At 65.0% G+C, this 20,873-nt stretch carries 22 protein-coding genes; 4 read left to right on the top strand and 18 right to left on the bottom strand.

The features are described 5' to 3' along the window. Nucleotides 1-41: 41 nt before the first annotated feature. Nucleotides 42-1,502, bottom strand: coding sequence for an IMP dehydrogenase (gene guaB / locus CR105_RS07560; RefSeq protein ID WP_099787811.1), 1,461 nt, complete (start codon nt 1,500-1,502; stop codon nt 42-44). A 153-nt stretch (nt 1,503-1,655) separates the two neighbouring features. Between guaB and CR105_RS07555 the strand changes: the two genes are divergently transcribed. Next, nucleotides 1,656-2,177 (top strand): DUF4124 domain-containing protein, encoded by a 522-nt coding sequence (locus CR105_RS07555; RefSeq protein ID WP_131021651.1) that lies wholly within the window; start codon nt 1,656-1,658, stop codon nt 2,175-2,177. 22 nt (nt 2,178-2,199) lie between these two features. On the opposite strand, the gene CR105_RS07550 is transcribed toward CR105_RS07555, so the two are convergent. Further along, nucleotides 2,200-2,484, bottom strand: a complete 285-nt coding sequence (locus tag CR105_RS07550) for an RnfH family protein (RefSeq protein WP_099787809.1) — start codon at nt 2,482-2,484, stop codon at nt 2,200-2,202. Next, a complete protein-coding gene (locus tag CR105_RS07545; protein ID WP_099787808.1) occupies nt 2,477-2,908 on the bottom strand; it encodes a type II toxin-antitoxin system RatA family toxin in 432 nt (143 codons plus the stop codon). Before CR105_RS07545 ends, CR105_RS07550 begins: the two co-directional genes overlap by 8 nt. A gap of 97 nt (nt 2,909-3,005) precedes the next feature. Between CR105_RS07545 and smpB the strand changes: the two genes are divergently transcribed. Then, on the top strand, nt 3,006-3,455 hold the full coding sequence (gene smpB, locus CR105_RS07540; protein ID WP_099787807.1) for an SsrA-binding protein SmpB: 450 nt from the start codon (nt 3,006-3,008) through the stop codon (nt 3,453-3,455). A gap of 61 nt (nt 3,456-3,516) precedes the next feature. Here smpB and CR105_RS07535 read toward each other — a convergent pair whose 3' ends face one another. The 7 genes from CR105_RS07535 to CR105_RS07510 form a co-directional block, all read right to left on the bottom strand. Beyond that, nucleotides 3,517-4,713 carry a multidrug effflux MFS transporter gene (locus CR105_RS07535; RefSeq protein ID WP_099787806.1) on the bottom strand — a complete coding sequence of 399 codons (1,197 nt, stop codon included), beginning with the start codon at nt 4,711-4,713 and terminating at the stop codon, nt 3,517-3,519. An 89-nt stretch (nt 4,714-4,802) separates the two neighbouring features. Further along, on the bottom strand, nt 4,803-5,471 hold the full coding sequence (gene lepB, locus CR105_RS07530; RefSeq protein WP_099787805.1) for a signal peptidase I: 669 nt from the start codon (nt 5,469-5,471) through the stop codon (nt 4,803-4,805). A 63-nt stretch (nt 5,472-5,534) separates the two neighbouring features. Continuing rightward, on the bottom strand, nt 5,535-6,353 hold the full coding sequence (locus CR105_RS07525; protein WP_370660674.1) for an SDR family oxidoreductase: 819 nt from the start codon (nt 6,351-6,353) through the stop codon (nt 5,535-5,537). Then, the gene (locus CR105_RS07520; RefSeq protein WP_099787804.1) at nt 6,350-7,270 is read right to left on the bottom strand and encodes an SPFH domain-containing protein; all 921 of its coding nucleotides are present in this window, start codon (nt 7,268-7,270) and stop codon (nt 6,350-6,352) included. The genes CR105_RS07525 and CR105_RS07520 overlap by 4 nt, the downstream gene beginning before the upstream one ends. A gap of 28 nt (nt 7,271-7,298) precedes the next feature. Continuing rightward, on the bottom strand, nt 7,299-7,721 hold the full coding sequence (locus CR105_RS07515; protein ID WP_099787803.1) for an NfeD family protein: 423 nt from the start codon (nt 7,719-7,721) through the stop codon (nt 7,299-7,301). Between the two features lie 177 nt (nt 7,722-7,898). After that, entirely contained in the window at nt 7,899-8,075 is a 177-nt protein-coding gene (locus CR105_RS28245; protein WP_180288121.1) for a hypothetical protein, read from the bottom strand. Beyond that, the gene (locus CR105_RS07510; protein WP_099787802.1) at nt 8,072-9,211 is read right to left on the bottom strand and encodes a PepSY-associated TM helix domain-containing protein; all 1,140 of its coding nucleotides are present in this window, start codon (nt 9,209-9,211) and stop codon (nt 8,072-8,074) included. The genes CR105_RS28245 and CR105_RS07510 overlap by 4 nt, the downstream gene beginning before the upstream one ends. Nucleotides 9,212-9,323: 112 nt before the next feature. Between CR105_RS07510 and CR105_RS07505 the strand changes: the two genes are divergently transcribed. After that, the gene (locus CR105_RS07505; protein WP_099787801.1) at nt 9,324-11,504 is read left to right on the top strand and encodes a TonB-dependent receptor; all 2,181 of its coding nucleotides are present in this window, start codon (nt 9,324-9,326) and stop codon (nt 11,502-11,504) included. An 80-nt stretch (nt 11,505-11,584) separates the two neighbouring features. On the opposite strand, the gene ppsA is transcribed toward CR105_RS07505, so the two are convergent. Continuing rightward, nucleotides 11,585-14,026 carry a phosphoenolpyruvate synthase gene (gene ppsA, locus CR105_RS07500; protein WP_099787934.1) on the bottom strand — a complete coding sequence of 814 codons (2,442 nt, stop codon included), beginning with the start codon at nt 14,024-14,026 and terminating at the stop codon, nt 11,585-11,587. Nucleotides 14,027-14,206: 180 nt separating this feature from the next. Here ppsA and ppsR point away from each other — a divergent pair, with 180 nt between their 5' ends. Further along, nucleotides 14,207-15,055, top strand: a complete 849-nt coding sequence (gene ppsR, locus CR105_RS07495) for a posphoenolpyruvate synthetase regulatory kinase/phosphorylase PpsR (RefSeq protein ID WP_099787800.1) — start codon at nt 14,207-14,209, stop codon at nt 15,053-15,055. 128 nt (nt 15,056-15,183) lie between these two features. On the opposite strand, the gene CR105_RS07490 is transcribed toward ppsR, so the two are convergent. From CR105_RS07490 to lpxA, 7 genes are all read right to left on the bottom strand, one after another. Continuing rightward, nucleotides 15,184-15,417: a hypothetical protein gene (locus tag CR105_RS07490; RefSeq protein WP_099787799.1), complete on the bottom strand. Its 234-nt coding sequence runs from the start codon at nt 15,415-15,417 to the stop codon at nt 15,184-15,186. A 115-nt stretch (nt 15,418-15,532) separates the two neighbouring features. Further along, nucleotides 15,533-16,219, bottom strand: coding sequence for a MepB family protein (locus CR105_RS07485; RefSeq protein WP_229413707.1), 687 nt, complete (start codon nt 16,217-16,219; stop codon nt 15,533-15,535). A gap of 7 nt (nt 16,220-16,226) precedes the next feature. Continuing rightward, on the bottom strand, nt 16,227-17,423 hold the full coding sequence (locus CR105_RS07480; RefSeq protein ID WP_099787797.1) for an EAL domain-containing protein: 1,197 nt from the start codon (nt 17,421-17,423) through the stop codon (nt 16,227-16,229). A gap of 52 nt (nt 17,424-17,475) precedes the next feature. After that, a complete protein-coding gene (locus tag CR105_RS07475) occupies nt 17,476-18,261 on the bottom strand; it encodes a TrmH family RNA methyltransferase (protein WP_099787796.1) in 786 nt (261 codons plus the stop codon). Beyond that, the gene (gene rnhB, locus CR105_RS07470; RefSeq protein ID WP_099787795.1) at nt 18,258-18,938 is read right to left on the bottom strand and encodes a ribonuclease HII; all 681 of its coding nucleotides are present in this window, start codon (nt 18,936-18,938) and stop codon (nt 18,258-18,260) included. Before rnhB ends, CR105_RS07475 begins: the two co-directional genes overlap by 4 nt. Next, nucleotides 18,935-20,098: a lipid-A-disaccharide synthase gene (lpxB, locus tag CR105_RS07465; protein WP_099787794.1), complete on the bottom strand. Its 1,164-nt coding sequence runs from the start codon at nt 20,096-20,098 to the stop codon at nt 18,935-18,937. Before lpxB ends, rnhB begins: the two co-directional genes overlap by 4 nt. Beyond that, a complete protein-coding gene (gene lpxA, locus CR105_RS07460; protein WP_099787793.1) occupies nt 20,082-20,873 on the bottom strand; it encodes an acyl-ACP--UDP-N-acetylglucosamine O-acyltransferase in 792 nt (263 codons plus the stop codon). The genes lpxB and lpxA overlap by 17 nt, the downstream gene beginning before the upstream one ends.

Genomic DNA, 20,873 nt, shown 5'->3' with positions numbered 1-20,873 from the left:
AAAAGCAAACGCGGCGAAGTGGTCGCCGCGTCGTCCTGGAGTTACTCGGAACGGTAGTTCGGAGCTTCCTTCGTGATCTGCACGTCATGGACGTGCGATTCGCGCATGCCGGCCGAGGTGATCTCGACAAACTCGGCCTTCTCGCGCAGCTCGTCGATTGTCGAGCAACCGCAGTAGCCCATCGACTGGCGCACGCCGCCGACCATCTGGTACAGGATCGCCAGCACGCTGCCCTTGTAGGCAACGCGTCCCTCGATGCCTTCAGGCACGAACTTCTCGGCCTTGGCATTGGCGTCCTGGAAGTAGCGATCGGCCGAGCCGTCCGCCATCGCGCCCAGGCTGCCCATGCCGCGATACGACTTGTAGCTGCGGCCCTGGTACAGGATCACTTCGCCCGGCGCCTCTTCGGTGCCGGCGAACATCGAGCCCATCATGACGGTCGAGGCGCCCGCTGCCAGCGCTTTCGAGATGTCGCCCGAGAAGCGGATGCCGCCGTCGGCGATGCACGGCACGCCGGTGCCCTTGAGGGCGTCAGCAACGTTCGAGATGGCGGTGATCTGCGGCACGCCGACGCCGGCGACGATGCGGGTGGTGCAGATCGAGCCCGGGCCGATGCCGACCTTGACCGCATCGGCGCCGTATTCGACCAGCGCCAGCGCGGCCGCCGCGGTGGCAATGTTGCCGCCGATGACGTCCACTTGCGGATGGCGCGTCTTGATCCAGCGTACGCGGTCGAGAATGCCTTGCGAGTGGCCGTGGGCAGTGTCGACCACGAGCACGTCGACGCCGGCGGCGACCAAGAGGTCGATACGCTCTTCGTCGCGCTCGCTGACGCCAACGGCGGCGCCGACCAGCAGCTTGCCCTGCGCATCTTTCGATGCGAACGGGTGCTCGTGCGACTTCTGGATGTCTTTGACGGTAATCAGACCGCGCAGCTCGAACTCGTCATTGACGACCAGCACGCGCTCGAGGCGGTGCTTGTTCATCAGGCGCTTCGCTTCGGCGGTGTCGGCGTCTTCCTTGACGTACACCAGCTTCTCGCGCGGCGTCATCTTGGCGCGCGCTTCGGCGTCGAGTTCTTCTTCGAAGCGCAAGTCGCGGTTGGTGATGATGCCGACCACCGTCTTGCCCTCGACAACAGGAAAGCCGCTGATGCCGTACTGTTCGGTGAGCTTGATGACGTCGCGAATCTTCATGTCCGGCGGAATCGTGATCGGGTCGCGCAGCACGCCGGCCTCGAAACGCTTGACGCGCGCCACTTCGCGCGCCTGCTCCTTCGGCGTCAGGTTCTTGTGGATAATGCCGATGCCGCCCTCTTGCGCCATTGCAATCGCCAGGCGCGCTTCGGTGACGGTATCCATCGCGGCCGACAGCAGCGGGATATTCAGCGAAATGTTGCGGGTCAGGCGGGTCTTGAGGGAGGTGTCGGCGGGAAGAACGTTTGAATAAGCCGGAACGAGCAGCACATCATCGAACGTGAGTGCTTTCTGAAGTAGACGCATAGCATTTTCCTATTGGCGCAAAAGCGAATTATACAGAAGTTCGCGCCCACCGTCCGGGCGGGGCCGCTTTTTGCCTCGAAAACCCGACGATACGGATTGACAGCTGTGCCGAATCAGGGTGTAGTGACGCACGGCAACTGATCTGGACCTGCAATGACTACTACTTCCCGCGCGCGCCTGTTGGCGGCCTCCGCCCTGATGGCGTTTGTCACCCTGGCGCAGGCACAATACATGTGGATCGACGAAAAAGGCATCAAGCAATTTTCCGACCGCGCCCCGCCGCCGTCGATTCCGCTGAAGAACATCCTGAAAGCGCCGCCTGGCGTATTGACAGCGCCGCCGGTGCTGGTGCCGAGCGACGTAGCCGCCGCGCCTGCCGTTGCCGCGCCGATCGCCGTCAAGGCCAAAGCGGCGCCGACGATGGCCGACCGCAATACCGACTTCAACCGGCGCCAGAAGGAAAAGGCCGATTTCGAGCTGAAGGAAAAGGAAGAGCGCGACGTGAAGCTGGCAAAGGCGGAACATTGCGACGCGCTGCGCTTGTCGAAGCGCACGTTCGAGTCGGGCGAACGCATCGGCGTGCAGCAAAAAAACGGCGACCGCGGCTACATGACGGACGAGCAGCGCGCGATCGAGTCGGCCAAAATCGACAAAAACCTGGCCGGCTGCAAGTAGCGCGTCACGCCTCGGTCAGGCCTCAGCCTTGCTTCTTGACCGCGCGGCGGCGCCGGCTGTCCTTCGGGTCGGCCACCAGTGGCCGGTAGATTTCAATGCGGTCTTGCGCGCGCAGCACGGTGTCGAGCGGCTTCTTCTTGGCAAAAATGCCAACGGGGCAACTGTCGATGCCGATCCCTAGCTCGTCCAGCACGCCACTTTGCGTCAGCGCCTCGCCGATGGTGGTGCCGGGCGCCACCTCGAACTCGCGCAGCAACTCCATCGTCGGCGTGGCGTAGCACACGGCTACCGGCAGCATGTCAGCCATACACGGTTTCGGCGCGCTTGCAGAACGAGTCGACCATATTATTGGCGATCATGCCGAAGACCGGCCCAATGAGTTGTTCGAGGATCATGCTGGAAAACTCGTAACGCATGTCCAACTCGATCTTGCAGGCGTCGGCGCGCAGCGCCTTGAACGTCCACACCCCGTCCATCACCTTGAACGGGCCGTCGACCAGTTTCATCGTCATCTGGGTCGGACGGTGGTTGACATTGGCGGTCGTAAAGCTCTGTTTGACGCCGTGGAAATTGATCGCCAGACTCGCCGTCAGCCGGTCGTCACCGCGTTCGAGGACCTTGACGCCACCGCACCAGGGCAGAAATTTAGGATAATCTTCGACCTTGGCGACCAGATCGAACATCTGTTCCGCGCTATAACCGATAAAAACTGTCTTGTGCACTACTGCCATGAGTCTGCCGTTTGCTATGATGTTGGATATGTTGCATCAGTCCCGCGTTCGCAGCGCGACACAGTAGTTTAACCGACCCGCGCATTTTAGCTAATTCATGAGTATTGCAGACAACAAAAAAGCCTTTCACGACTATTTCATCGAGGACAGGTACGAAGCCGGTATCGTGCTCGAGGGATGGGAAGTGAAGGCGATCCGCGAATCGCGCGTGCAGATCAAGGAAGCCTACGTGGTCGTGCGCGGCGACGAGCTGTTCCTGTTCGGCGCCCACATCAGCGCTCTGGCGACAGCGTCGGCGTTCACCCACCCGGACGCGGTGCGCACCCGCAAGCTGCTGCTGCACCGCGCCGAGATGGACAAGCTGATCGGCAAAGTGGAGCGTTCCGGCTTCACGCTGGTGCCGCTGAACCTGCACTTCAAGGGCGGCCGCATCAAGTGCGAAATCGGCCTGGCGAAGGGCAAGAAACAGCACGACAAACGCGCCACCGAGAAAGAACGCGACGGCAAGCGCGAAGTCGCCGCGGCGATGAAGACCAACGTCCGCTAAATCCTTTCGACTGTTCTGAAGTGGCAGGAACTCCCGCTTGCGCGGGCCCCTGCCACGCACATCAGGCCGCGACAAATTCCTTGGCCGCGAACCGCTCCAGCCCACTCAGCCGCCAGCAGATGAAGCTGAGCACCAGCCCGCCCATCATCCCCAGCGACAAGTTCAGCGCGCTATCGAACAGCAGCGGCGCCACCACGCCCGAGACGATCGCAAAGCTGAGCATCTGGATGAACGACAGCATCGACGACGTCAGGCCGCGGTTATCGGGAAACAGCGCAAACGCGCTCAGCTGAATCGGCGGCATCGCGGCGGCCAGGCCGAACGTGAACACGGCCAGCGGCAACACCGCCCACGGCACCTGCGCCACGAACAGCAGGTTGTAGACCACGCCCATGCCGGCGCCGAGCGCCATGACGGCGAAGCCGATCCACTTCATGCGCTTGGGCGCAATCCTGGCGGCCGCCTTGCCGCCCCACGCCGAGCCCAGCACCATGCCGCCGATGAGCGGAATGAACATCCAGCCGAACGCCGTCTCGGGCAAGTGCAAGATTTCCATGACGAAGTTGGCGGCCGAGCCGATGTACAGCGACAAGCCGCCGAACGCCATGCCGACCGCCAGCGACAGCAGCAGGAAGCGCGGGTTGCGCAGCACCATCAGGTAATTGGCGGCGATGGCGCCCGGATGGAACGCGTGCCGCTTTTCCTTCGGCAAGCTTTCCGGCAATGCGCGCCAGGCCAGCAGCACCATCAGCGCGCCGAAGCCGGCCAGGAACCAGAATGTCGAGCGCCAGCCGAAGTGCACGTGCAGCCAGCCGCCGAGCACCGGCGCGATGGCCGGCGCCAGGCCGAACACCATCATGATGTGCGACATCATCTTTTGCGCCTGCGGGCCGGAGAAGCGGTCTTGCACGATGGCCGCGCCGATGACAGAACCGGAACCGGCCGACAGGCCCTGCAGCGCGCGGCACACCAGCAGCCAGCCGAAGCTCGGCGCCAGCGCCGCGCCAACCGACGCCAGCGTGTAGACCACCAGCGCGACCATGATCACCGGGCGGCGGCCGAACGAATCGGACAGCGTGCCGTAGAACAGCATCATGAAGGCGAAGGCGAACAAGAAGATCGACAGCGTCTGCTGGACCGCCACTGGCCCGACATTGAATTCGCGGCCGATCGCCGGCATCGATGGCAGGTAGGTGTCGATCGCGAGCGCGCCCACCATCCCTAGAAAAGCAAGAATTACGGTCAACATTCGCTGCATGCGTCAGTGCCTCAAGATGAAATTGGCGACGCACATGCGAAACCGGACGCGAATTTTACCGTATCGGCCCTCGCCCCGCTGAGGCCGGCTCAGCGCGCCAGCGACATGCCGAACCGCTCCGTGCGCGGCATCCAGTTGCCCAGCATGTCGGCCGATACCAGCACGCGCTCGGCGCGGCCGATCAATAGCGCGCGCGGCACCAGGCCGATCACGCGCGAGTCGGCGCTGTTGTCGCGGTTGTCGCCGAGCATCAGGTACTCGCCCGGCGGGATCGTCCGCGCAGCGAAATTGCGCATCGCCGCCACTTGCGGCATGACCTGGATGCGGCGCTGCACGCCGCCAACCGTCTCGGTCAGCTGCAGCGCGCGAACAACGCTGCCGGCGAGCGGCTCGGTTGCCTCAATCGGCTGCGAGTAGGTGGCCGGCTGGCCGTTGATGGTCAGCTGCTCGTCGCGCATTGCCACCACGTCGCCCGGCAGAGCGATGACGCGCTTGATCAGGCGCGTGCCGTCTGTCGGCGAACTGAAGGTGACGACATCGCCGCGCTGCGGGTCGCCCAGGTGCGTGACGATGATGTCGGTGAGCGGCACCTTGAGGTCGAACGCGAGGCGGTTTACCAGCACCACGTCGCCCTCGAGCAGATTGGGCCGCATCGAGCCGGATGGGATCGGATTCCAGTCCGCCACGGCGGTGCGGAAAATTCCGAACAGGAACAGGAACATCAGAAAGCCCTTGTTGGCGCGAATGAATCGTTGCATGTCCCATCTCCCGGCAGTTGGTGTAATTACGTTATAGGCTTGTTTCCTTTAGCCAAGCTTAAATCACCGAGCTGGCTTTGCTTCGTCCTTGACCGCGGCCAGCGCCAACCTGTCGACCAGCCCCGGCGCCAGCAACTTGAGGAAGCGGCCGATCTTGCCCTTGGCCGTCATCACCACATCGCGCCGGCGCCGGTTCATGCCGTCGACGATCAGGCGCGCGCACTCCTCGACCGACATCGCCCCCTCCTCCTTGAGCGAGCTGACGCCGGCCTGTGCGCCGGCGGCATTGAAGCCGTGGTGGCGAATCATCGTCGCCACCACGCCCGGATACGCCGTCGTCACGCTGACGCCGGCGTCCTTCAATTCCACGCGCAGCGCTTCGAAAAAACCGGTCATGGCGAACTTGGTGGCGCCGTAGGCGGTGCGTCCCGGCACGCCGACCAGCCCGGCCAGCGACGACACCGCGACGATGCTGCCGCGCGACGCCTTCAGGTGCGGCAGCGCGGCGTGCGTGCACCACACGCTGCCCCACAGATTGATGCGCATGAGTTCTTCGTACCACGCCAGGTCCTGCACGTCCTCGAACAGCGCGTGCGCCGAACGGCCGGCGTTGTTGATCAAGGCATCGATGCGCCCGAAGCGCGCCACCGCCTGCGCCACCAGGTCGCGGCATTGCTGCTGCACGCCGACGTCGGTCGGCACCACCAGCGTCTGCGCGCCGAGCGCGCTGCATGCGCCGGCCACCGTTTCCAGCGCGGCGCGGTTGCGCGCGGCCAGCACCAGTGCAACCCCGGCGCCGCCGCCGGCGGCGAGCTGGCGCGCGATCTCGGCGCCGATGCCGTCGGAGCTGCCGGTGATGATCACCACCCGCAGCTCCGTCATTTTTGCGCTTTGACGATCTGCATGGCGCTGGCAATGAGCCCGCTCATCTCGCCCAGGTTGGCCGGGACGATGATCGAGTTGTTGGTCTTGGCCAGGTTGGCGAACGCGTCGACATACTTCTCCGCCACGCGCAGGTTGACCGCTTCCTGTCCTCCCGGCTCGCTGATGGCCGCGCCGATCTGGCGCAGCGCGGTGGCGCTGGCGTCGGCCAGCGCGATGATGGCAGACGCCTGGCCCTGGGCGCGGTTGATCTGCGCCTGCTTTTCGCCTTCGGAGCGGGCGATCTGCGCGGCACGCTCGCCGTCGGCGATGTTGATCTGCTCCTGCTTGCGTCCTTCCGAGGCGGCGATCAGCGCGCGCTTCTCGCGTTCGGCGGTGATCTGCGCCTGCATCGCATGCAGGATCTCCTTCGGCGGCGTCAGGTCCTTGATCTCGTAGCGCAGCACCTTGACGCCCCAGTTGGCGGCCGACTCGTCGATCGCGTTGACGATCGTGGTGTTGATGTGATCGCGCTCCTCGAACGTCTTGTCGAGCTCCATCTTGCCGATCACCGAACGCAGCGTGGTCTGCGCCAGCTGCGATATCGCGGCGATGTAGTTCGACGAACCGTACGAGGCGCGCATCGCGTCCGTCACCTGGAAGTACAGGATGCCGTCGACCTGCAGCTGCGTATTGTCCTTGGTGATGCAGACCTGGGGCGGCACGTCGAGCGGGATCTCCTTGAGAATATGCTTGTACGCCACGCGGTCGATGAACGGCACCACGATGTTCAGGCCAGGGGCCAGGGTCGCATGGTATTTGCCGAGCCGCTCGACCACCCAGGCGTGCTGCTGCGGCACCACGTTGATGGTCTTGAAGACGAACACCATCGCGACGACGAACAGCACCAGCGCCACAGTACCGAAATTGAATTCCATGTTGAGCCTTTTTGTTTGAGGATGGTTCTTAAACGCCGGTGACGATCAGCCGGCTGCCCTGCACTTCGACGATCTTGAAAACACCGGCATGCGACTGCGCGCCATGTGCCAGTTCCACGTCCCACAAGGCGCCGCGGTACATCACCCGCGCCTTGCCGTCGCGCCAGGCCTCGACCGTGAGGTGCTGGCCGATGTCGATGTTGACGTTGCGGTCGCGCGCCGGGTCGCCACGCGCCGGCCGGCCGAAGCGGCTGCGGTGCAGCAGCCCGGTGGCCACCAGGCCGACCACGGCGGCGACGATGGTCTGCGCCGGCAGGCTCAATCCCATCAGCGCGGCAAGCGCGCCGAAGCCCACGCCGATGGCGATCATCAGCAGGTAGAACGTGCCGGTAAACAGTTCGAACACCACCAGCACGCCCGCTGCCACCAGCCAGTAAATCCAGTCCGCCATATCAGTTCCTTGCACGAGTAGTCGACTTCAGTAATTCAGAAAACAAAAACCCCCGAGGTCCACGATGGACAACGAGGGTTTGTGCGGCGATGAGGTAAGTAGCTATGGCTGTTCAGCCCTTCTGTGTGATAGCAGCAGTCTAGCGGGTTTTAGCAAAGAGTCAACCCCATCGGCCGACTATGCCGGCTGGCGGCGCAGCGCGAACCAGGCCCCTGCCAGCACCGGCGCGCCCAGCGCCAGCGCCGAGACGGTGTCCCAGATGCCGTCGCCGAGCAGCGCCGACACGAGGCCGATCGCAGTCAGGACACCGAGCAGCAGCGGGATGCCCCACACCGCGATGAAGCGGCCCTTCACAGCGCCTCCATGCCGGCGCCGGCCGGCGCGCGCGCAGCCTGCCGGGCTGCGGCGCCGCGCCGCAGCCACAAGTACAAGCCGCTGCCGAGCACGATGATGGTGGCGATGTCGAGCAGCGCCCACAAGAACTTCATCCATGCGCCGCCGTAGTCGCCGAAGTGCAGCGGCTGCGAAATGAACAGCGCGCTCAGGTACCACGGCAGGCGGCGCTGGTCGGTCACCTGCCCGGTTTGCGCGTCGACCAGCACCGGCTGGTACAGGCGCGAGGTCAGCGCCGACTCGCCGCGCATGAACACGCCGTAGTGGTGGGTGCTGGTGAACGGCGTGCCGGGAAAGGCGACGAAGGCGACCTTCATGCCCGGTTCGGCCGCTTCGGCGCGCGCCACCGCCTGCTGCAGCGGCGCGCTGGCCGCCGCCGCCGGCGCGCCCTCGTACGGCTTGACCATCTCCGCCAGTTCGGTCGTCTTCCACACGTCGAGCAGCAGTTCGGCCCAGGTGTTGATCATGCCGGTGGCGCCCACCACCAGCGCCCACACCAAGGTGACGATGCCGAGCAGGTTGTGCAGGTCGAGCCACTTCAGGCGCGTGGTGCGCGCGCGCCGCACGGTGCCAAATTCAAGCTTGCGCATGAACGGCGCGTACAGCACCACGCCGGAGACGATGGCGACGATCAGCAGCAGGCCCATCGCGCCGAGGAACAGCTTGCCCCAGATGCCGGCGTACAGGTCGACGTGCAGGTGGAACATCATCGACATGAAGCCGCCGCCTTCGAAGGCCGGCTCGGCGAGCACCTGCGCGGTGCGCGCGTCGACGGCGATCGGCTTGTAGTTTTCATCCGTCGGGTTGTCGCCCAAGGTCAGGTTCCAGATGTCGGGCGCGTCGGCTTCCTGCGACATGTACATCATCATCTTGTCGGGATACATCGCCCGGCCGGCGGCGATCACGCGGTCGAGGTCGGCCTTCGGCGACCCTGGCGCCATGACGGGCGCTTCGACGTCGTTGCCCAGCAAGTGGCTGATCTCGTGGTGGTAGATCAGCGGCAGGCCGGTCAGGCACAGCAGCAGCATGAACAGCGTACAGACCAGGCTGCTCCACTTGTGGATCCAGGCCCAGCGGCGGACGGTAACGGGAGTCATGTTGTGAAAGTGCCGGAACAAGGATCGAAGACGCGAATAATAATGGTTCTCATTTACAAACGCAAGGCCGAAGGCCATAATGATAATCATTCTCATCTCACCAAGACCCATCATGCACCCTGCCCGCTTCCCCCTTTCCCCGCTGGCGCTGGCCGCCGTGCTGCTTGCCAGCGCCGCCGCCCAGGCCCAGGTCGTCACCGAACAATCCGGCCAGATCGCCACCGTCGTCATCAGCGCTTCGGCGGACGCCTCCGCGCAAGGCTTGCCGAGGGCCTACGCCGGCGGCCAGGTGGCGCGCGGCGGCCGCCTCGGCCTGCTCGGCAATGTCGACGTGATGGACATGCCGTTCAACAGCACCAACTACACCCAGGCGCTGATCCAGGACCAGCAGGCGCGCAGCGTGGCCGACGTGCTGCAGAACGACCCGTCGGTACGGGTGGCGCGCGGCTTCGGCAACTACCAGGAGCTGTACGTGATCCGCGGCTTTCCGGTCAACTCAGACGACCTTGCCTACAACGGCCTGTACGGCCTGCTGCCGCGCCAGTTCGTCGCCTCCGAACTGATCGAACGGGTCGAGGTGCTGCGCGGTGCCAGCAGCTTCCTGAACGGCGCGGCGCCGGGCGGCGGCGGCATCGGCGGCACCATCAACCTGGTGCCGAAGCGTGCGGCGAACACGCCGCTGACCCAATTCACGCTGGGGACCGAAACCGGCGGCCAGGTGTACGCCGCCGCCGACATCGGCCGCCGCTTCGGGCCGAATGACCAAAACGGCGTACGCATCAACGCGGTGCGGCGCAGCGGCGACACCGGCGTCGATCGCGAACAGCGCGGCCTGAACGTTTTCTCTTTCGGGCTCGATCACCGCGGCCGCAACTACCGCCTGTCGGCCGATATCGGCTACCAGGACCACCAGCTGGACAAGCCGCGCCCGAGCGTGACGCCCGGCGCCGCATTGGCGCTGCCCGCCGCGCCGGACGCCGGCAGCACCTGGGCGCAGCGCTGGACCCGCTCGGACGAGCGCGATACGTTCGCCACGCTGCGCGGCGAACTTGACCTGGGCCGCGACACGGTGGCGTGGGCCGCACTGGGCACGCGCTCGGGCGACGAGTCCAACATCCTGGCCGCGCCCACCATGTCGGGCGTGAATGGCGACGCCATCATGTACCGCTTCGACAACGTGCGCGAAGACCAGGTGCGCACCGGCGAAGTCGGCATCCGCGGCAGCGCCAGGACCGGCGCGGTCAAGCACACCCTGAGCGCCACCGTCTCCGGCTTCTCGCAAAAGTCCCGCAACGCGTATGCGATGAGCGACTTCATTACTGGCTTTCGCACCAATATCTACGCGCCGGTCGACGTCGCCGCGCCGGCCGCCGATTTCTTCAGCGGCGGCAGCTTGCGTGCGCCGCTGGTGACCCGCAACACCATCCTGTCCAGTTACGCGGTGGCCGACACGCTCTCGTTTGCCGGCGACAAGGTGCTGCTGACGGTGGGCGCGCGCCACCAGCGCATCAAGGACTTCGGCTACGACTACACCAGCGGCGCCGATAATTCGCGCTACGACAGCGATGCCGTCACGCCGGTGGCCGGCCTGGTGGTCAAGCCGATGCCCGGCGTGTCGGTGTACGCCAACTACAGCGAAGGCCTGCAGCAAGGGGCGGTCGCATCAGGCAGCGACATCGTCAATACCGGCGAAACGTTCGCCCCCTACACCTCGCGCCAGAAGGAAATCGGCGTCAAGTACGATGCCGGCAAGGTCGGCATGAGCGCAGCGCTGTTTACCACCACCCAGCCGTCGGCGTACGTGCTGAACCGGCGTTTTGGCGTGTTCGGCGAACAGCGCAACCGCGGCCTCGAACTGTCCGCCTTCGGCACGCCGCTGCGCGGCATCCGCGTGCTCGGCGGGTTGACCCTGCTCGACGCCGAGCAGCGCGTCACCGCCGGCGCCGTCAACCAGGGCAAGGACGTGATCGGCGTGCCCGACATCCAGCTGAACCTGGGCGCCGAATTCGATATCGCCGCCGTTCCGGGCCTGACCCTGACCGCGCGCACGCTGTACACCTCCGGCCAGTTCGCCGATGGCGCGAACCTGCAAAAGCTGCCGTCGTGGACCCGGCTCGATCTTGGCGCGAGCTACGCCACCCGCCTGGCCGGGCGCGCAGTCACCCTGCGCGCGCGCCTCGACAACGCCGCCGACAAGAACTACTGGGCGTCGGCCGGCGGTTATCCGGGCGCCGGCTACCTGGTGCTGGGCGCGCCGCGCACCCTGGTCGTTTCTGCCAGCACCGAGTTCTAGGCGCCGCGCTTATTCTCAGGTCAAAAAAAAACCCGCTGCCTTTGCCGGCAGCGGGTTTTTTTAAGTCGCCGGCAGGCCGGTTACGATTTGAGCGCGGCCAGCTTCTGCCACGTATCGATCACCGAGTCCGGGTTGAGCGACATCGAGCCGATGCCCTGCTCGACCAGCCAGGCGGCGAAGTCGGGATGGTCGGACGGACCCTGGCCGCAGATGCCGACGTACTTGCCTTCTTCGCGGCAGGCCTTGATCGCCATCGACAGCAGCGCCTTGACGGCCGGGTCGCGTTCGTCGAAGTCGGCCGCCAGCAGCGCCATGCCCGAATCGCGGTCCAGGCCAAGCGTGAGCTGGGTCAGGTCGTTCGAGCCGATCGAGAAGCCGTCGAAGAACTTCAAGAACTCCTTGGCCAGGATGGCGTTCGACGGCACTTCGCACATCATGATGATGCGCAGGCCGTCCTTGCCGCGCTCGAGGCCATTCTTGGCGAGCAGGTTGATGACCTTCTCGGCCTGGGCCAGCGTGCGCACGAACGGCACCATGATCTCGACGTTGGTCAGGCCCATGTCGTTACGCACGCGCTTCATCGCCGCGCATTCCATCTCGAAGGCGCCGGCAAAGTCGGCCGCCAGGTAGCGCGCCGCGCCGCGGAAGCCGAGCATCGGGTTCTCTTCGTCCGGCTCGTAGCGCGAACCGCCGATCAGCTTCTTGTACTCGTTCGACTTGAAGTCGGACAGGCGCACGATGACCGGCTTCGGCCAGAACGCGGCGCCAATGGTGGCGATGCCTTCGGCCAGCTTGTCGACGTAGAACGCGCGCGGCGAAGCGTGGCCACGGGCGACCGATTCGACCGCCTTTTTCAGGTCGCCGTCGATGTTCGGGTACTCGAGGATCGCCTTCGGGTGCACGCCGATGTTGTTGTTGATGATGAACTCGAGGCGCGCCAGCCCGACGCCGTGGTTCGGGATCGACTGGAAGTCGAACGCGAGCTGCGGGTTACCGACGTTCATGGTGATCTTGACGTCGATCGGCGGCAGTTCGCCGCGCGCCACTTCCGACACTTCCGTCTCGAGCAGGCCGTCGTAGATCTTGCCTTCGTCGCCTTCGGCGCAGACGACGGTGACGAACGTGCCGTCTTTGAGCACTTCGGTGGCGTTGCCGCAGCCGACGACTGCCGGCACGCCCAGTTCGCGCGCGATGATCGCAGCGTGGCAGGTACGCCCGCCGCGGTTGGTGACGATCGCCGAAGCACGCTTCATCACCGGCTCCCAGTTAGGGTCGGTCATGTCGGCCACCAGCACGTCGCCTGGCTGGACGCGGTCCATCTCGGACGGGTCGTTGATGACGCGCACGGGACCTGCGCCGATCTTCTGGCCGATCGCGCGGCCGGAGGTCAGCACGGTGCCGCTGCCCTTGAGCTTGAAGCGCTGCTGCGCATCGGTCGACTTCTGCTGCGACTTGACCGTCTCCGGGCGCGCCTGCAGGATGTACAGCTTGCCGTCGCGGCCGTCCTTGCCCCACTCGATGTCCATCGGACGAGCGTAGTGGTCTTCGATGATGACGGCGTACTTGGCCAGTTCGACTACTTCAGCGTCGGTCAGCGAATAGCGGTTGCGCATTTCGATCGGCACGTCGACGGTCTTGACCGAGCGGCCGGCTTTCGCCTCGGCGGTAAATTCCATCTTGATCAGCTTCGAGCCGATATTGCGGCGGATGACCGGCGACTTGCCCAGCTTGAGCATCGGCTTGTGGACGTAGAACTCGTCCGGATTGACGGCGCCCTGCACCACCGTCTCGCCCAGGCCGTAGCTCGAGGTGACGAAGACGACGTCCTTGAAGCCGGACTCGGTGTCGATGGTGAACATCACGCCGGCCGCACCCAGGTCCGAGCGCACCATGCGCTGCACGCCGGCCGACAAGGCTACTTCAGCGTGGGTGAAGCCCTTGTGCACGCGGTAGGAAATGGCGCGGTCGTTGTACAGCGACGCGAACACGTGCTTCATCGCTTCCAGCACGTTGTCGATGCCGACGACGTTCAGGAACGACTCCTGCTGGCCGGCGAACGACGCATCGGGCAGGTCTTCGGCGGTGGCCGACGAGCGCACGGCGAACGACATTTCGGTCTCGGAATCGGCAACCAGGCGGTCGTAGAATACTTCGATTTCCTTTTGCAGGCGTGGCTGGAACGGCGTCTCGACGATCCACTTGCGGATCTCGGCGCCGGCGACGGCGAGCGAGCGCACGTCGTCGATGTTCAGGCCTTCGAGGCGGGTGGCGATGCGGTCGCCGAGCGAAGCGCCGCCGTCGATGGCATGATCGAGGAAGTCGCGGAACGCCTGCGCCGTGGTGGCAAAGCCGCCCGGCACGCGCACGCCAGCTTCGGCGAGCTGGCTGATCATTTCGCCGAGCGAAGCGTTCTTGCCGCCGACCGATTCGACATCGGTCATGCGCAAGTGTTCGAACGAGGCGACGTAGACTGCTTCTGCGCCGGCGGCCACGTCGGGCTCCTTTGTTGCTGCGTTAGTCATGCTGGTCATAATAAACACCTTACTGATGATAGAAATCGTCGCGGGAGGCCGGCGGAGGGTTTTCTTGTTATTCTTGTCCCCGTGCAGCACAATTGAATCCATTGCCGAGCATTTTACCCCGGACCCTCCCAATTTACACCGCACAATCTTGAATGAACGTTATCTTAACGACCACATCCTATGAGTATTGAACCCCGCCCTCCCATGCCCGCCTCGCAGCACACGGTGTTTTTCGTCTCGGACGGCACCGGCATCACCGCGGAGACGTTCGGCCACGCGGTGCTGTCGCAGTTCGAGATGCGCTTTCGCCAGGTGCGCCTGCCCTTCATCGACACCATCGACAAGGCGCGCGAGGCAGCCCGCAAGATCAACGAGGCGTTCGCCGCCGACGGCCAGCGCCCGATCGTGTTTTCGACCCTGGTCAAGCCCGACCTGTCGGCGGTGATCCGCACTGCCGGCGGCATGCACATGGACCTGATCCAGACCTTCGTCGCCCCGCTCGAGCAGGAGCTCGGCGTGATGTCGACCCACACCATCGGGCGCTCGCACAACATCGTCGACAGCCAGGAATACAAGGCGCGCATCGAGGCGATCAACTTCTCGCTGGCGCACGACGACGGCCAGTCGCACAAGAACCTGTCGTCGGCCGACGTGATCCTGGTGGGCGTATCGCGCTCCGGCAAGACGCCAACGAGCCTGTACCTGGCGATGCAGTACGGGATCAAGGCGGCCAACTACCCGCTCATTCCCGACGACTTCGAGCGCGGCAAGCTGCCGTCGTCGCTGCCCGAGTTCAAGGAGAAGATTTTTGGCCTGAGCATCACGCCCGAGCGCCTGTCGGAGATCCGCCACGAGCGCCGCGCGGGCAGCAAGTACGCGTCGATCGAGAACTGCCGCTATGAGGTCAACGAGGCCGAGCTGATGATGAAACGCGAAGGGATCCGCTGGCTGTCGTCGACGACCAAGTCGATCGAAGAGATCGCGACGACAATCCTGCAGGAGATCAAGCCGAACCGCCGGGAATACTAGGCCGCAGGGGTTTGACCCGGTTTTTGGCTCATACCCCGGAGTAGTTAGCGCCGGCGAATCCGGGGTTTGACCTCGGGTCTGACCCCGAAGGTGTTTGCAACGCCTAGTCCTGAGTTTGTCGCGGAGTATTACCTGATCAGCATTTTGGCGACTACCGGAAGTAATTGCGCCAGAAATATCGCGCTAACTACCCACATGATAACGGCTGACTTTGCCTCCGCAATCATCGTTCTTGTCTGAGCAATTTCAGTTCGCAGTTCGGCAATATCTGACTTGGTCGCTCCATTCGCTTTGATCACCGCGATGTCTATTTTCATAGCGGCAATATCGGATTCGAGTTCGGCAAGGTCGGAGGCCATCATCCAATCCTAGTCCCAACGCACGGCCCGGTCAAATGCAGTCCGTGCGGTCAGAAAACAGGCGCCAGTCCTCGAGCCAGCGTGGAAACGCATCGGCTTCCATCGGGCCCCTGCACAGTCAGCAGGGGTCGGACCCGGTTTTTGGGTCAGACTCCGGATTCCCCGGCGCAAGCAATTCAGGCGTCGGAAGAAATCCAGGTCGGCCCCCTCGTACTTGCTTGAACAGCTGTCGCAGTCGCGCCACCTTGCCGGCGTCCTGCGGCTCCAGCGCGACGAAATAGCGCAACTGCCATTGCTGCGTCCTGATTGCCTGCTTCGCCGCCGGCGTGCTCCATGGGGGATACACGCGGATGGCGCGCTTGCCGCCCTGCCCGTCGCGCGACATCACACCGTACTTGAGCAGCGCCGCCTGGTCGAACACGAACTGGCCGCAGTGCACTTCGTCGGCCACGCTGACGATGACGAAATCGACGCCATCGCCGCTGTCGAACGGCGCAATATCGTCGCCGGGCGCCGGCCGCTTCCAGATGGTGACGAATTGACCGATCTTGGTCGGCGTGGTCTTGGCCACGCGAAATAGCGCGACTCGCCCGTTCACTTCAAGGCGGCAGGCGCCATATTCGCCGCTTTCGTTTTCGCGTTGCGGGCCACACGTCGCCGCCACGCCGGCCTGCTGATATAGCCCGGCCAGGGCAAGCACCAGGTCATGCGGAAGTTCGCCCGCGGCGGGGTCGACAAGCCGTGCCGGCGTGGCATCGCGGTCGTCTAGATATGGAATAGCAGCCCTTTCAGAAAGGGTATGCACCCCGCCATCAGAAAAACTGGCGCCAGTCCTCGAGCCAGCCTGGAAACGCATCGGCTTCCATCGGGCTGGCGATGTGATATCCCTGCGCGTAAGTGCAGCCTAACCCCTGCAGGAAATCCCAGTCCTGCTTGGTCTCGACGCCAACCGCCACCGACATCCGGTCCAGGCTGCGCGCCAGGCCCAGGCAGGAACTGAGCACGGTGCCGAGCGCGCGCTTCTTCGAGGCGCCGTCGACAAAACTGCGGTCGATCTTCAGCTCCGAAAACGGGATGCGCGCCAGCAGTTGCAGGTTCGAGCGCCCGGTGCCGTAATCGTCGATGGCGAGCCCGTAGCCTGCCATGCGCAGGCGCACCAGTCGCTCGAGGAAGCTCGGGTCGGTCGTCAGCACGGACGACTCGGGCATCTCGAAGGTGATGTAATCGGGCATGACGCGGTGCCGGCCGACGCACGCCGAGATCTGCTGCATGAAGGCCGGATGGGCCAAGGTCTCCGGCGCCAGGTTGATCGAGATCGAGATCGGCACGCCCTGGTCGTGGAAGCGGCGGCAGGCCTTCACCGACTTTTCGATCATGCTCCAGTCGAGGAAGTCGATGCGGTTGTTCTGTTCCAGCGCGTCGATGAAGGAGCCGGGACCGAGCATGCCGTGTTCCGGGTGGCGCCAGCGCGCGAACGCCTCCAGCCCCTTGACCTGGCCGGTCTCGAGTTCGATCTTCGGCTGGAAAAACGGCTCGAACTGGCCGGCCTGCATGCCGATGCCGACGTCCGAAAAGGTGAAGCTCGGGCCCTTCGCTTCGCTCGACGCGAGCCGCGGCGGGACGTAGTTGTCGAGCAGCGCCTGCAGCCTGGCGGCCGATAGCGGCTTGCTGATGGCGCCGAGCAGCTCGAAGCCGTACGCCTGGGCCATCGTCTCGACCGAGAACATCAGGTTGCTCGGCTGCGAGCCGACGACGATCAGGCGCGCGCGGCAGTTCATCGCGGCCAGCTGGCGGATCAGCTCGAGCCCGTCCATGCCGGGCAGCGCCAGGTCGATGATCGCCACGTTGACGGTCGGTGTGAACGAATCCTGGAAACAGCGCAGCGCCGTATGGCCATCGGGCACCTCGGTGACCTGGCTGGCGCCAAGGGTGCCAAGCAGCTCGACGAGCGTCAGGCGCTGCGAAGGGTCCGCTTCCGCCACCAAAAAATGCAAATGCCCGATATCCATCTCTACTCCTTAAGCTTCAAGCTCAAAGATTAACCTAGAGCAACCAAGGCGTCTACGCCTGATTTTGGCGCAACTGCTCAAAAAAACACACCGCGGCGCAGGCGGCGACATTGAGCGACTCGATCTGGCCGAGGTGGGGAATGACGACCTGGTGGGTGGCCAGGGCCAGCAGGTCGTCGGCCACGCCCTGCCCTTCGTGTCCCAGCAGCCATGCCACCGGCCGGCGCAGGTCGACGTCGTACAGGCGCTGCTCGGCGTAGCCGCTGGTGGCGAGCACCGCGACGGTGGCGTTTTTCACCAGGTCGGCCAGGTCGACGTTCTCGTAAATCTCGAGCACGAAGTGGGCGCCCATCGCCGCCCGCAGCACCTTTGGCGACCAGCAGAACGCGGTGCCGGCGCTGCAGTAGACCTGGGTGATGCCGGCCGCCGCGGCGCTGCGCAAAATCGAGCCGACATTGCCGGGGTCCTGCAGGTTGTCGAGCAGGACGGCCGACACGGCCAGCGGGCCGGCCACCTCGCGCGCCGGCGTATCGACCAGGAACATCAGGCCGACGCCATGCTCGACCTGGCTGACGGCGTTGTAGAGCGCATCGGGCAGCGCCGTGACGTGGGCGCGCGCCTCCTCGCAGCGCTGGACGATGTCGGCTACTTCAGGGTTCGCCAGCGCGACTTCGCTGACGATGCACTGCAGCGGCGCGCCGCGCAGCTGCAGGTAGCCCTGGCACAGGTGCACGCCGTCGAGCAAGGTGCGGCCGGCCTTGCGGCGCGCCTGCGAACTGGCCGCCAGCAGCTTGAGTTCCTTGTACAGCGGATTGTCGCGCGAGGTGATGGTCTTCATTGTTCGTCTTCCAGGTCGAAGTCGAGCGGTAGCGTGTCGAGGTTGATCTCGCCGGCCAGCACCAGGCGCACCGGCGCGAACGAACGGCGGTGCACCGGGCAGGCGCCGTGTTCACGCAGGCGCTCCATGTGCATGCGCGTGCTGTAGCCCTTGTGCTGGTCGAAGCCGTACTGCGGATACTGCTGGTGCAAGGTCACCAGCGCGGCGTCGCGCGCCGTCTTGGCCAGGATCGAGGCGGCCGAGATCGAATGGACCTTGTCGTCGCCCTCGATGATCGGGTGGCAGCGCACCGACATCACCGGGCTGCGGTTGCCGTCGATCAGGGCGATCGTCGGCAGCATGTGCAACGCCTCCACGGCGCGGCGCATCGCCAGCATGGTCGCCTGCAGGATGTTGATGGCGTCGATCTCTTCGTGCGAGCATTCGGCGATCGCCCACGCCAGCGCGTACTGCTTGATCTGCGGCGCCAGTTCGTCGCGCCGTTCGGCGGTCAGCTTCTTCGAGTCGCGCAGGCCGTCGATCGGGCGGCGCGGGTCGAGGATCACGGCGGCGGCAAATACCGGGCCGGCCAGCGGCCCGCGGCCGGCTTCATCGACGCCGCAGACGATGTCGTCGGCGGTGAACGGATACTGGGACTTCTTCAGCCCAGGGTAAAAATTGATTTTCTTTTTGGTCATGATGACGGCGATTCGATGATGCGCATGACGGCAGCGGCGCTTTCCTGCGCGCTGTTGCGCAGCAGGCTGTGATGCATGTCGGTGAAGCGCTGCACCAGGCGCAGGCGGCCAGGCGCGTCGGTCAGCTGCTGCCATACGGCGTCGGCCAGCGCCTGCGGCGTGGCGGCGTGCTGCAGCAGTTCGGGGACGAGAAATTCGCGCGCCAGGATGTTCGGCAGGCCGATCCAAGGCTGGTAGCCCATGTGGCGCATGATGTGCCAGGACGCGGCCATGACCTTGTAGGCGATCACCATCGGCTTCTTGAACAGCGCCACTTCCAGCGTGGCGGTGCCGGACGCCACCAGCACCGCGTCGGCGGCGCCGATCGCGCTGTGCGACTGGCCGTCGACGAGCAGGATGTCGACGTCGGACAGGCCCGCGCGCGCCACCAGTTCATTGAAGTAGGCGCGCTGTTTGTCACCCGCCATCGGCACCACGAAGCGCAGGCCGGGGTCGCGCGCGGCGAGCAGCTTGACGGCGCCGACAAACGGCTCGGCCAGGTATTTCAGTTCGCCCATGCGGCTGCCGGGCATCACCGTCACCACGCGCGCATCAACGGCGATGCCGAGCGCGCTGCGCGCCTGGTCCTGGTCGGGCTGCAGCGGAATCATTTCGGCCAGCGGATGGCCGATGTAGGTGACCGGCACACCGGCCTTCCGGTAGATCTCTTCCTCGAACGGGAAAATCACCAGCATGTGCGAGACCGCCTTCTGGATTTTCTTGATACGCCCGCCGCGCCAGGCCCAGATCTGCGGGCTGACGAAGTGCACCGTCGGGATGCCGGCCGCTTTGAGCTGCATCTCCAGGCCCAGGTTAAAGCCGGGATAGTCGGCGCCGATGAATACCGCCGGGCGTTCGGCCAGCAGGCGGTCGCGCAGGGTGTTCTGGATGCGCTTGATCTCGCGGTAGCGCGGAATCACTTCGAACAGGCCGCGCACGGTCAGTGTGTCCATCGGCAGGTCCGACACGAAGCCTTGCTCGGCCATCCGCGGTCCGCCGATGCCATGAAAGCGGGCGTTCGGCAGCTGCGCGCGCAGGCCCGCCAGCAGGCGACCGGCAAGCATGTCGCCGGATACCTCGCCGGCGACGACGGCGACCGAAATGTCAGCGGACGATGCCACGGCTCGCGGTCCCGAGGAACTCGCGGAAGACGCGCAACTGCGGCGCCGATTCTTCTCCGCCGGCCGCTTCCGCTTCGGCCAGTGCGGTTTTCGCTTCTTCCAGCGTCAGGCCGCTGCGGTACACCAGCTTGTAGGCGGCGCGGATGGCGTCGATCTGCGCCCGGGTGAAGCCGCGCCGCTTGATGCCCTCGATGTTGACGCCGCGCGCTCCGGCCGGGTTACCGGACACCAGCACGAACGGCGGCACGTCCTGCGTCAGGCTGGTGTACATGCCGATGAAGGCGTGCGCGCCGATCTTGCAGAACTGGTGCACGCCGGCGTAGCCGGACAGGATCGCCCAGTCGCCGACGATCACGTGCCCGGCCAACTGGGCGTTGTTGGAGAAGATGGTGTTGCTGCCGACCTGGCAGTCGTGCGCCAGGTGCACGTAGGCCGAGATCCAGTTGTCGTTGCCCAGGTGCGTGACGCCGGCGTCCTGCGCGGTGCCGAGGTTGAAGGTGCAAAATTCGCGCACCGTGTTGCGGTCGCCCACTTCGAGCCGGGTCGGTTCGCCCGCCCACTTCTTGTCCTGCGGCGCGGCGCCGATCGACGAGAACTGGAAGAACTTGTTGTCCTCGCCGATGGTCGTGTGTCCTTCGATCACCACGTGCGGCCCGATGACGGTGCGCGCGCCGATCTTGACGTCGGCGCCGACGATCGAATAGGCGCCGATTTCCACCGTACTGTCGAGCTGCGCCTTGGGGTCGACGATCGCGCTTGGATGGATCAGTGCCAT

Origin of the sequence: Massilia eurypsychrophila (assembly GCF_002760655.1) — a bacterium.
GTDB lineage: Bacteria > Pseudomonadota > Gammaproteobacteria > Burkholderiales > Burkholderiaceae_D > JAFCUW01.
The sequence above is the reverse complement of the archived record's forward strand: the minus strand, read 5'-3'. Positions and strand labels throughout refer to the sequence as shown.